The following is an 11,821-nucleotide window of genomic DNA, read 5'->3' on the forward strand; positions in this document are numbered from 1 at the left end:
ACCCCCATCGCTGTCAGAGCCACCGGTACACTGGAGGAGGTTCACCTCCCACTTGTGGGACCCCACCGAGCAACGCCGACACGCTTACACAGGTTCACCTACGCAACATGCCGCAGCCGGTCCGGCCATCGCCGGGAGCCTGGCTGGTGCTGTGCCAGAAAGGGCGCTTCGTGGCCGATTCCGGCAACCCCAACGAGACCACCCCGTCCACTGCCGCCGGTCTGCCCGGCGAGGTACCGCCGCAGGCCGCGGCGGACCCGTCGTACGACGCCAGCGCCATCACCGTTCTTGAGGGTCTGGACGCGGTACGCAAGCGACCCGGCATGTACATCGGCTCGACCGGTGAACGCGGCCTGCACCACCTGGTGTACGAGGTCGTGGACAACGCCGTCGACGAGGCCCTGGCCGGCCACGCCGACACCATCGACGTGACGATCCTGCCCGACGGCGGGGTCCGCGTCATCGACAACGGCCGCGGCATCCCGGTCGGGATCGTCCCCTCCGAGGGGAAGCCGGCCGTCGAGGTCGTGCTGACGGTCCTGCACGCGGGCGGCAAGTTCGGCGGCGGCGGCTACGCGGTCTCCGGTGGTCTGCACGGCGTCGGCGTCTCCGTGGTGAACGCGCTGTCGTCCCGGGTGTCCGTCGAGGTGAAGACCGACGGGTACCGCTGGACGCAGGACTACAAGATGGGCGTGCCGACGGCGCCGCTGGCGCAGCACGAGGCCATCGAGAGGACCGGCACCTCGGTCACCTTCTGGGCCGACGGCGACATCTTCGAGACCACCGACTACTCCTTCGAGACGCTGTCCCGGCGCTTCCAGGAGATGGCCTTCCTCAACAAGGGCCTCACCATCCGGCTGACCGACGAGCGCGAGTCGGCCAAGGCCACCGCGGGCGCCGACGCGGGCGAGGCGGTGGACGACACCGCGGCCGAGCCGCGCACCGTCACGTACCACTACGAGGGCGGCATCGTCGACTTCGTGAAGTACCTCAACTCCCGCAAGGGCGAGGTGGTTCACCCCAGCGTCATCGACATCGACGCGGAGGACCGGGAGCGGCTGCTCTCCGTCGAGGTCGCCATGCAGTGGAACAGCGGGTACAGCGAGGGCGTCTACTCCTTCGCCAACACCATCCACACCCATGAGGGCGGCACCCACGAGGAGGGCTTCCGCGCCGCGCTGACCAGTCTCATCAACCGCTACGCGCGCGACAAGAAGCTGCTCCGCGACAAGGACGACAACCTCACCGGCGACGACATCCGCGAGGGCCTCACCGCGATCATCTCGGTGAAGCTGGGCGAGCCGCAGTTCGAGGGCCAGACCAAGACCAAGCTGGGCAACACCGAGGCCAAGACCTTCGTCCAGAAGGTCGTGCACGAGCACCTGACGGACTGGCTGGACCGCAATCCCAACGAGGCCGCGGACATCATCCGCAAGGGCATCCAGGCCGCCACCGCCCGCGTCGCCGCCCGCAAGGCCCGCGATCTGACGCGCCGCAAGGGCCTGCTGGAGACGGCCTCGCTGCCGGGCAAGCTGTCCGACTGCCAGTCCAACGACCCCGTCAAGTGCGAGATCTTCATCGTGGAGGGCGACTCGGCCGGCGGCTCCGCCAAGTCCGGCCGCAATCCCGAGTACCAGGCGATCCTCCCGATCCGCGGCAAGATCCTCAACGTGGAGAAGGCCCGCGTCGACAAGATCCTCCAGAACCAGGAGATCCAGGCGCTGATCTCGGCCTTCGGCACCGGGGTGCACGAGGACTTCGACATCGGGAAGCTCCGCTACCACAAGATCATCTTGATGGCGGACGCCGACGTCGACGGCCAGCACATCAACACCCTGCTGCTGACCTTCCTCTTCCGCTTCATGCGGCCCCTGGTCGAGGCCGGCCATGTCTTCCTCTCCCGCCCCCCGCTGTACAAGATCAAGTGGACCCGGGACGACTTCAGTTACGCCTACTCGGACCGGGAGCGGGACGCCCTGATCGAGCTGGGCCGCCAGCAGGGCAAGCGCATCAGGGACGACTCGGTGCAGCGCTTCAAGGGCCTCGGCGAGATGAACGCCGAGGAGCTGCGCATCACCACCATGGACCAGGACCACCGCGTCCTCGGCCAGGTCACCCTCGACGACGCCGCCCAGGCCGACGACCTCTTCTCCGTGCTGATGGGCGAAGACGTCGAAGCCCGGCGGCAGTTCATCCAGCGCAACGCCAAGGACGTCCGCTTCCTCGACATCTGAGGACACCCAGAGACCTCTGCGCCGGCCCCCTCCCGGCGGACCAGAGCAGTCCGAAAGGATCCAGTACGGCCATGGCCGACGAGAACACCCCGAGCACCACCGAAGAGGCAGCGGACACCCCTGTGGAGGCGATGCGCCTGGAGCCCGTCGGGCTCGAAACCGAGATGCAGCGCTCGTATCTCGACTACGCGATGTCGGTCATCGTCTCGCGCGCCCTGCCCGACGTCCGCGACGGCCTCAAGCCCGTCCACCGGCGCGTGCTGTACGCCATGTACGACGGCGGGTACCGGCCCGAGAAGGGCTTCTACAAGTGCGCCCGCGTCGTCGGCGACGTGATGGGCAACTACCATCCGCACGGCGACAGTTCGATCTACGACGCCCTGGTCCGCCTCGCCCAGCCCTGGTCGATGCGGATGCCGCTGGTCGACTCCAACGGCAACTTCGGCTCCCCGGGCAACGACCCGGCCGCCGCCATGCGGTACACCGAGTGCAAGATGGCGCCGCTCTCCATGGAGATGGTCCGCGACATCGACGAGGACACCGTCGACTTCACGGACAACTACGACGGCCGCTCCCAGGAGCCGACCGTCCTGCCGTCCCGCTTCCCCAACCTGCTGATCAACGGCTCCGCCGGCATCGCCGTCGGCATGGCCACCAACATCCCCCCGCACAACCTCCGCGAGGTGGCCGCCGGCGCCCAGTGGTACCTGGAGAACCCGGAGGCCAGCCACGAGGAGCTGCTGGACGCGCTCATCGAGCGCATCAAGGGCCCCGACTTCCCCACCGGCGCGCTGGTCGTCGGCCGCAAGGGCATCGAGGAGGCGTACCGCACCGGGCGCGGCTCCATCACGATGCGCGCCGTGGTCGAGGTCGAGGAGATCCAGAACCGGCAGTGCCTGGTCGTCACCGAACTCCCCTACCAGGTCAACCCGGACAACCTCGCGCAGAAGATCGCCGACCTGGTGAAGGACGGCCGCATCGGCGGCATCGCCGACGTCCGCGACGAGACCTCCTCGCGCACCGGCCAGCGCCTGGTCATCGTGCTCAAGCGGGACGCCGTCGCCAAGGTCGTCCTCAACAACCTCTACAAGCACACCGATCTGCAGACCAACTTCGGCGCCAACATGCTGGCCCTGGTCGACGGAGTGCCCCGCACCCTGTCCCTGGACGCCTTCATCCGGCACTGGGTCACCCACCAGATCGAGGTCGTCGTCCGGCGCACCCGCTTCCGGCTGCGCAAGGCCGAGGAGCGCGCCCACATCCTGCGCGGCCTGCTCAAGGCCCTGGACGCCATCGACGAGGTCATCGCCCTGATCCGGCGCAGCGACACGGTGGACATCGCGCGCGGCGGCCTGATGCAGCTCCTGGAGATCGACGAGATCCAGGCCAACGCCATCCTGGAGATGCAGCTCCGCCGGCTCGCCGCCCTGGAGCGCCAGAAGATCGTCCAGGAGCACGACGAACTCCAGGCGAAGATCGAGGAGTACAACCGGATCCTCGCCTCCCCGGTCCGCCAGCGCGGCATCATCAGCGAGGAACTCACCGCGATCGTCGAGAAGTTCGGCGACGACCGGCGCACCAAGCTGGTGCCCTTCGAGGGCGACATGTCCATCGAGGACCTGATCGCCGAGGAGGACATCGTCGTCACGGTCTCCCGCGGCGGCTACGTCAAGCGCACCAAGACCGACGACTACCGGGCCCAGAAGCGCGGCGGCAAGGGCGTACGCGGCACGAAGCTGAAGGAAGACGACATCGTCGATCACTTCTTCGTCTCCACCACCCACCACTGGCTGCTGTTCTTCACCAACAAGGGCCGCGTCTACCGCGCCAAGGCCTATGAACTCCCCGACGCGGGACGGGACGCACGCGGCCAGCACGTGGCGAACCTGCTGGCCTTCCAGCCCGACGAGGCCATCGCCGAGATCCTCGCCATCCGCGACTACGAGGCCGCGCCCCACCTCGTCCTCGCCACCAAGGCCGGCCTGGTCAAGAAGACCCCGCTCAAGGACTACGACTCGCCCCGCTCCGGCGGCGTCATCGCCATCAACCTCAGGGAGACGGACGGCGCCGACGGCACCTCCGACGAACTGATCGGCGCCGAACTCGTCTCCCCCGACGACGATCTGCTGCTCATCAGCAAGAAGGCCCAGTCGATCCGCTTCACCGCCACCGACGACGCGCTGCGCCCCATGGGCCGCGCCACCTCGGGCGTGAAGGGCATGAGTTTCCGCGAGGGCGACGAACTCCTCTCGATGAATGTCGTCAGGGCCGGTACTTTCGTCTTCACCGCAACCGACGGCGGGTACGCGAAGCGCACCTCCGTCGACGACTACCGCGTCCAGGGCCGCGGCGGCCTCGGTATCAAGGCCGCCAAGATCGTGGAGGACCGCGGTGAACTGGTCGGAGCGCTGGTGGTCGAGGAGAGCGACGAGATCCTCGCCATCACGCTGGGGGGCGGTGTGATTCGCACGCGAGTCAGCGAAGTCAGGGAGACGGGCCGTGACACCATGGGCGTCCAACTGATCAACCTGGGCAAGCGCGACGCCGTCGTCGGCATCGCGCGCAACGCCGAGGAGGGCCGGGAGGCAGAGGAGGTCGACGTCGCCGGGAGCGCCGAAGACACCGAGACCGACCAGTCCGCCGGTACGGACGAGGGCGAGCAGCCCACGGCCGAGTAACGCGAGGAGTGAGTGGACGTGAGCAGAGCCGCGGGCGCCGGAAAGCACGGATCCGGATCGGACGGACCCGGCCCGGAAGGCGCCCGTGGCACTGCCTCAGCCACCACCCCGCATGGCTCGCATGGATCCCAGGGGGGAACTGTGACCGAAACCCGAGGGCACCAGGGAATGCCGCCCTCCTATGACGCGTACTCCGGCGGCGCCGGGTACCAGGGCGCACCCGCCGAGCCCTCGGGCACCCCGCTGCCGGGCGAACGCCAGCCGCAGCAGCAGTCGGGCCCGTACCACCCGCCGCAGGCCTACCAGACGCCGCCCACCGGCTCGGTACGCCGGCCGCGCACCGGGGCGCGGACCACTCCGCGGACCCGCAAGGCGCGGCTCCGGGTCGCCAAGGCGGACCCGTGGTCGGTGATGAAGGTCAGCTTCCTGCTTTCCATCGCGCTCGGCGTGTGCACGGTGGTGGCGGCCGCGGTGCTGTGGATGGTGATGGACGCGATGGGCGTCTTCTCCACCGTCGGCGGCACCATCTCCGAGGCCACCGGCTCCAACGAGGGCAGCGGCAGCGGCTTCGACCTCCAGTCCTTCCTGTCGCTGCCGCGGGTGCTGATGTTCACCAGCGTCATCGCGGTCATCGACGTGGTCCTCGCCACCGCGCTCGCCACCCTCGGCGCCTTCATCTACAACCTCTCCGCGGGCTTCGTCGGCGGCGTGGAACTGACCCTGGCCGAGGACGAGTAGCCCCGCTCGGAACTGCTGTTATGGCCCCCGGGTAACCGATTTTGGGACTGGCCGCCTCGTGCGCTAACCTTCAGTCGTCAGCGCGCGGGGCTATAGCTCAGACGGTTAGAGCGCTTCCCTGATAAGGAAGAGGCCACAGGTTCAAGTCCTGTTAGCCCCACATCGACCAGAGGCCCGGTACTCCACGGAGTGCCGGGCCTTCTGCGTACCCGGATGCGTACGGGAGCCAGGGCCGGCGCGGGCACACGAAGACGCACCGGCGTCCGACGGGGGCGGCAGAAACCGCGGGGCCACATGACTGAGCCACCGGCCGAACACGGACCGGTGTGGCCGCCGAAGCGGTACTGCTGCACTCTCCTGACGGGCGGTGCGTGGTGCGTGGTGCGCGGGCTGCGCGGTGCTTGCGGTCTTCGGGTCTTGCGGCGCTTGCGGTTGGTGCTGGTCTTGCTGGTGGTGCTGGTCCCGCTGGTGGTGCTCGGCGCTGGGCCGGTGGTACCTGGGGCTGATCTGCTGGAGGGCGTGCCGGTTCAACCAGGGATGCCGGGTGAACTGCCGGTCCTGGCGGACCTGTTGGGGCTGCCTCGCTGGGCAGAAGCTTCAGGCGACTCAGGCGAAATCACGTGGTGCTGCAGGTCGTACGGGGTGTTTCAGAAGGGGCTGGGTGGTGCTCGGTACTGCGGGTGGTGCCGGGGGATCAGGCGGCGAGGGCATGGGTCGAGGCGCCGGAGTCCATGTCTGCCGCGGTGACCTGGGCGGGCAGGGTGACCGGGGCCGACTCGTCGTGGTCCGGGACGATGCTGCCGCCGGTGCCGGAGGGCGTGGTGCTGTCCGGGAGGGTGACCGCGGTGCCGGGGAGGAGCGCGTCGGCCGGCGGGAGCTTGCGGCAGCTCGGGGAGGAACCGTGTGCCTCGGCGCAGATGCGCTGCTTCATCGTGGGCGGCAGCGACCGTTCCCTCGGCGGCGTCGCCCGGTGCACCGGGGCCGGCAGGATGTGCGGCGCGGAGTCGGCGGCCTTGTCCTTGCAGGTGCCCTCGACCTGGGGGACGGGGCTGGCGGCGGCCGCCGGGGAGGCGAAGCCGAGCGCGGAGAGTACGGCGAGGACGGCGGAGATGACTGCGGTCCAGAGCTGCATGACCCGGTTTCCGGCCATGATCCCTCACTTTCGGGTTGGGCGATTTGCGTACTTTCCCAATGATGTGTACGCCGATCTTTGAGTGAAGGACCCACGCTCGGGGCGCCGCGATGTTCAGATGAACACCACTCGGATGGCGGGAAGTGATCAGAAAACCGCGGTGAAGCTGCGGAAGATTACGTTCGGCGTCCGTCCGTGCTCGCCTCGTGTCACTCCGGGATCCCGATTCGCCCCGGTCGCGCAGATCGTCGCCGATGATCTACTGGTGCTGCCGGTACGGCAGTTGGAGGGCACCGGGGAGGTCACCGATCGGTCTCGACCGGTGTGTATAGTCGGGCGCCAGAAGGTCCTCCAAGTCAAGGAAAGACGAGGTCGCGCGGTGAAGAAGCTTCTCCTGATCGCACTGGCTGCCATCGGCGGGCTCCTCGTGTACCGCCAGATCCAGGCGGATCGCGCCGAGCAGGATCTGTGGACGGAGGCGACCGACTCCGTGCCCACGGGTTCGTGAGCAGACGACAGCAGACTCCACCGGGCCCTGGTCGCGTCACGCGGCCGGGGCCTTGTGCTGTCCGGGGCGCCTGTGGCCGGGGTTCGCTGCTGTGAAGCGGCGGCTTGCGGCCCGCGGTCGGCCGGTGTAGGCGGTCGGCGGGTGACCGGTTCGCGCTCCGGGCCGCCCGATTGGCAGGATGGTCCACCGCCCGCTCCGCCACCGCATGGCGCAGGAGCCGGTGGCCGGATCACGAGGGGACGAGGGGGAGGCGATGGGACGTCTCGTACGGAGGCGGCTCGCAGGCAGGGCGGGGCATCGGCCGGTCCTGGCGGGAGCGGCGGCGCTTTGCGTGCTCGCTGCCCTGCCCGGCCCGGCCCTGGCCGCGGATGGGGACTACGCCTACGAGGCCGGCGCCCGCCCCGTCCCCGCCGCCAAGTCGACCGACACCGCCGCACAGCTTCGGCCCGGCTCGACGTACCGCAGCAGCATCACCGTCGGGGCGGACGGCTCGGGGCGTGCCTACTACCGGGTGCGGCTGGACGCCACCTCCAACGCCTACGTCTCGGTGACGGCGGTGCCGCCCATCGGCCAGAAGATCGCATACGACGACGGGATCAGGGTGTGGATGCAGAGCGCGGACCGCACGCCGATCTGCTCCGGCGATCCCGCCACCTTCGGTGCCGGGGAGAACCTGCGGCCGATCGTGGCCACCGGGTCCCGCATCATCGACTCCGCTCCCCTGTGCCCCAACGCCGGCACGTATTACGTCATGGTCGAGCGGACCAGCGGGAAGCACTCCAGTCACGATGCCTGGGGGCTTGAACTGCGTTACTCCGCCGAGCCGTCGCTGAAGGGGACCGAGGCCGGGGAGGAGCCGGAGGTCTGGAACTCCGCCACTCCTAAGCTCCCGCGCGGGAAGCAACAGGGGAGCCGGAAGCGGTCCGGCGGGGCCGGGTTCGGCTCCGCGGTCGCTGTGGAGACCGGTAGCTTTCGGGGCTCCGTGACACCCGGTCGCACCCGCTACTACCGGGTGCCTGTCGACTGGGGTCAACAGGTATACGCCGAGGCCGAGTTGGGCGGTACGAACGGGGCGGTGGACGCCAACTCCTTCGATGGCGTGATGCTTTCGCTCCACAACCCGGCCCGCACGCTGGTGGTGGAGCGGGGCACCTCCTACACGGGATCCTCGCGGTCCGTCGCCCTCGACCCGCTGCCCCCGGTCGACTACCGCAACCGCTTCGCCGCACGCACCGAGCGGGCAGCGATGCGCTTCGCCGGGTGGTACTACCTGGCGGTCAGTGTGGCCCCGGACGTCGGCCTGAAGTTCGGCAAGGGCCCCTATGCGCTGACCCTGCGGGTCAAGGTCAGCGGGCGGGCCAAGAGCGGTCCCCTCTACAACGGCAAGCCGGTGCCGGCCGCCGCGTTCGGAGTCACGGACCGGGACCGGGAGGCAGCCGCGAACGGGGACAGCGCCGACGCGGGGGCCGGCGCCACGAAGCCCGACGGTGCGATGCGCACGCTGGCCGTGGCCGCGTTCGGTGCGGGGCTGACGCTGGTGCTGGTGCTCGGTGGCTGGACCGTGCTGGCCCGGCGCCGGGCCACCCGCTGAGGACGGCCATCCCCGCACCAACTCACAATTGGGTTAGCGCCCACGTACCTACGGCGAAGCAGATCAGGGCGGCCAGCAGCAGGGTCAGTACCGCCTTGGGCGGTGGGCCGGGGCGCTTCCCGGTGCCGCTCGCGGGTGCCGTCGTCGCCCCCGCCGCTGCTGGAACGGCGGGTACCTCGGTGTCCGGCGGTTGGGATGGCCCCGCCGTGATGCGGGGTGCGGGCGGGCCTTGCTGGGAGCCACCGGGGTGCGCGGGGTACGGGGACGGCTGCGGGGGGCTGGGGTGTTGTGGGGCGGGGGTGGCTGCTCCGGGGGCTCTGAGGAGCATGGTGGCTCTGGTCAACTCGGGTGCTTCGTCGGGGGGTTGACCCTCACAGGGCGCTGCGGGGACTGAGGCGCTGACATCCCCCGTGCCGGTCCCTGTCCTCGGATCGGGAGCCGCCGGGGCTGGGGTCTCGACCAGGGCCTGGGCCTGTGCAGGACCCGACGGGCTGTAACCCGGAGGGAGGGGGCCGATCTGGTCGAAGATCTCGACGGGTTCGTCGTCGGAGTCCGGGGCGGGCAGGACCTCGACCGCGGTGGCCAGGGCCTTGCGTGCGCCGGCCGCGGTGCGGAAGCGGGTCTCCGGGTCCGGCTGGATCAGGCCTGCCACCACCTGCCACAGCGGTTCCGGCACCTCATCGGGGGGTGGCGGGGTGCCCTGCTCGCGGAACTGCTCCATCAGCGACTTGATGTCCGGTTTGCCGCCCCCGAGCAGATAGAGGGCGACGAGGCCGACGGCGAAGAGATCCGCGGGGAAGTCGGGTTCGTCGCCGAGGACTTGCTCCGGGGCGAAGTAGCCCGGGGTGCCCACCACATAGTCGGTCTCGGTCAGGCGCGGTTCGCCCTTGCGCATGGAGATGCCGAAGTCGGACAGGCGCAGATGCGGGCGGCCGGTGCCGGTGGCCTCCAGCAGGATGTTGGCCGGTTTGATGTCGCGGTGCACCACGCCCTCCGCGTGCACCGCGGCCAGCCCCGCGAGGAGTTGGTCGAGGAGGGTGCAGACGAGGTGCGGCGGCAGCGGGCCGTACCCCGATCACATGGGCCAGCGAGCCGCCGCTCACCAGGTCCATGGTGAACAGCACCTTGTCGTCGTCGGCCGCCCAACTGGCCGGCGCCAGCACATGCGGGTGGTCGATCCTCAGCGCCTGCTCCCGTACGAACCGCAGCAGGGTGTGCGCGTCGCTCTGCTGGAGCACCTTGGCGGCGACATAGCGGCCGCGCCGCCGATCCCAGGCGCGCCACACCGCGCCGACTGCCCCGCGTCCGATCGGGTCGACCAGTTCGTACCGGCCGGCGAAGACCTCGCCCATGGTGGTGCGCCGCTCCTCTCCGACCGGTGTCAGGACTGGTGGGCCTGGTAGTGGGAGACGGCGTCCGCGGTGCGGCCGGCGCCGTAGACACGGAGGAACTCCGCCAGCTCGGGTTGGCTGCCGGCGAGGGTGTCCGCGGCGTCGATGATGTCGCCCGCGGCGGCCACCGAGCGCAGCAGCGACTGGATCTCCCGCACGACGCGCTTCACCGTCGGCGCACCCGAACTCGACGTGGTTCCCGTGGTGTTGGTCAGCATGGAGCCGCCCTGCGACTTCTTGATCTCCTCCATGCGGTCGGCGGCCTCGCCGGCGCTGGTGCTGCCGTCGGTGACCTGCGCGGCCAACTCCTGGAGCTGTTGCACCCGCTGCACCACCGCCGGGTTGCCGATCTTTGCCCGCTGGCCGCTCATGAGTTGGGAGAGCATCGGCGCCGACAGGCCGAGCACCGCCGCCAGGCGGGCCTGGTTGAGCCCCAGATCGTCGATGAGCCGGCGGAACAGCGCCCCGAGAGGCTCCCCGTACCAGTTCCGCTGGAGCTCACGGGCTCTGCTGGTTGCTTCCTGCTGCGCGGCGTCCATCGCGTCTCCCCATCGCTTCCCCGAGAACCGGGCTTCGCTTCAGCGAACCCCCCTGCCTGGCATCCTACGGAGCTGCACCGTGTGCCGGGACCCCCCGATCCTTTTGCGACCCACCCCGCGGGACCCGGTACTCTGTTCTCCGACGCGCCCCCCGGCACCACCGCGGGCGCACGTCAGAGGGGCCTTAGCTCAGTTGGTAGAGCGCTGTCTTTGCAAGGCAGATGTCAGGGGTTCGACTCCCCTAGGCTCCACAGCAGGTCAGACGCCCCCCGGGACAGGTCCCGGGGGGCGTTTTTCATGATCAGAGTCCGCATAGAATCCACAACCCCACGCCGGAGACATACAAGGGCATCACGTGATCAGACGACGCGGGCGCACCAGATCGTTTTGGGGTGCTGATGACGGGGGCTGGCGTGGACTCCCCCACACGCGCCAGACGCGCGCCTGCCACCTTGCCTGCGGTACCGAGCGGGGAGGCTTGGACCGCGGGGTGGCGTCTGTCCTCTGCCGGTCGACCCAGCGGGGGCCGCCACAAGAAACGTAGCCGCCCCGCCCCCGCTGGCTGCGGGGCGGATCACTCTGCCTGGGTCAGAGCGATCGGCATGAGGGCAGCTTGCGGTTCCCCATGCGCATTAGTGGGGCCGGCCGGTGCGGCGGAAGGCACCGGCCGGGGCACTGGCATCCCGCCCGCCGCGACGTCGTCCGGCATGAATCCGGGACTATCGTCGGCGGGGCGGATCAGGGGCGCTCGGGGGCTATCTAAGGGGCCAGAGCAGTGGCGTGGGCGGCGTACAGGTCGTCTGTGCTGGTGAGTTGGGCGTCGGCGCGGGGCTTGTGCAGCCAGGTGCGGCCGTCGAGTTCGCAGGGTGCGCCGGAGATGGGGGATGGGGCGCGGTGCCGCGGTCCGATCGGCCGGGCGTGCGGCCACGCCATGGCCTGGGGCGATCTGGTGATGATGCGGCGCCAGTTGCACCCTGGGCCGCCGCGCGGAAGTGACCGGCGGGTAATCG

At 69.8% G+C, this 11,821-nt stretch carries 8 protein-coding genes, 2 tRNA genes and 1 pseudogene; 7 read left to right on the forward strand and 4 right to left on the reverse strand.

The features are described 5' to 3' along the window. The first annotated feature begins 146 nt into the window (after positions 1-146). From gyrB to ACFVST_RS06600, 4 genes are all read left to right on the forward strand, one after another. A complete protein-coding gene (gene gyrB / locus ACFVST_RS06585) occupies positions 147-2,234 on the forward strand; it encodes a DNA topoisomerase (ATP-hydrolyzing) subunit B (protein ID WP_390147506.1) in 2,088 nt (695 codons plus the stop codon). Positions 2,235-2,305: 71 nt separating this feature from the next. Then, positions 2,306-4,912 (forward strand): DNA gyrase subunit A, encoded by a 2,607-nt coding sequence (gyrA, locus tag ACFVST_RS06590; protein ID WP_390147508.1) that lies wholly within the window; start codon positions 2,306-2,308, stop codon positions 4,910-4,912. Between the two features lie 18 nt (positions 4,913-4,930). Beyond that, entirely contained in the window at positions 4,931-5,650 is a 720-nt protein-coding gene (locus tag ACFVST_RS06595) for a DUF3566 domain-containing protein (protein WP_390147510.1), read from the forward strand. A gap of 86 nt (positions 5,651-5,736) precedes the next feature. Further along, positions 5,737-5,810, forward strand: a tRNA-Ile gene (locus ACFVST_RS06600). A gap of 534 nt (positions 5,811-6,344) precedes the next feature. Here ACFVST_RS06600 and ACFVST_RS06605 read toward each other — a convergent pair. Next, a complete protein-coding gene (locus ACFVST_RS06605) occupies positions 6,345-6,800 on the reverse strand; it encodes a DUF6344 domain-containing protein (RefSeq protein ID WP_390147512.1) in 456 nt (151 codons plus the stop codon). A 361-nt stretch (positions 6,801-7,161) separates the two neighbouring features. Between ACFVST_RS06605 and ACFVST_RS06610 the strand changes: the two genes are divergently transcribed. Beyond that, a complete protein-coding gene (locus ACFVST_RS06610) occupies positions 7,162-7,290 on the forward strand; it encodes a DLW-39 family protein (protein ID WP_217710499.1) in 129 nt (42 codons plus the stop codon). A gap of 331 nt (positions 7,291-7,621) precedes the next feature. Beyond that, positions 7,622-8,881, forward strand: a complete 1,260-nt coding sequence (locus tag ACFVST_RS06615; RefSeq protein ID WP_390147514.1) for a hypothetical protein — start codon at positions 7,622-7,624, stop codon at positions 8,879-8,881. A 22-nt stretch (positions 8,882-8,903) separates the two neighbouring features. Here ACFVST_RS06615 and ACFVST_RS06620 read toward each other — a convergent pair. Next, positions 8,904-10,233 (reverse strand): annotated as a pseudogene (locus ACFVST_RS06620) (protein kinase). Positions 10,234-10,262: 29 nt separating this feature from the next. Then, positions 10,263-10,811 carry a helix-turn-helix domain-containing protein gene (locus ACFVST_RS06625; protein WP_390147516.1) on the reverse strand — a complete coding sequence of 183 codons (549 nt, stop codon included), beginning with the start codon at positions 10,809-10,811 and terminating at the stop codon, positions 10,263-10,265. Between the two features lie 178 nt (positions 10,812-10,989). Here ACFVST_RS06625 and ACFVST_RS06630 point away from each other — a divergent pair. Continuing rightward, positions 10,990-11,062, forward strand: a tRNA-Ala gene (locus ACFVST_RS06630). Between the two features lie 508 nt (positions 11,063-11,570). On the opposite strand, the gene ACFVST_RS06635 is transcribed toward ACFVST_RS06630, so the two are convergent. Next, positions 11,571-11,744: a hypothetical protein gene (locus ACFVST_RS06635; RefSeq protein ID WP_390147517.1), complete on the reverse strand. Its 174-nt coding sequence runs from the start codon at positions 11,742-11,744 to the stop codon at positions 11,571-11,573. Positions 11,745-11,821: the final 77 nt, after the last annotated feature.

It is taken from the genome of Streptomyces sp. NPDC058045 (assembly GCF_042885635.1).
Classification (GTDB): Bacteria; Actinomycetota; Actinomycetes; order Streptomycetales; family Streptomycetaceae; genus Streptomyces.

What these genes read in the sequence shown, in the direction of transcription:
- ACFVST_RS06625 (WP_390147516.1), bottom strand. Translation starts at nt 10,811, where the DNA reads ATGGACGCCGCGCAGCAGGAAGCAACCAGCAGAGCCCGTGAGCTCCAG.
- gyrA (WP_390147508.1), top strand. Translation starts at nt 2,306, where the DNA reads ATGGCCGACGAGAACACCCCGAGCACCACCGAAGAGGCAGCGGACACC.
- ACFVST_RS06635 (WP_390147517.1), bottom strand. Translation starts at nt 11,744, where the DNA reads ATGGCGTGGCCGCACGCCCGGCCGATCGGACCGCGGCACCGCGCCCCA.
- ACFVST_RS06605 (WP_390147512.1), bottom strand. Translation starts at nt 6,800, where the DNA reads ATGGCCGGAAACCGGGTCATGCAGCTCTGGACCGCAGTCATCTCCGCC.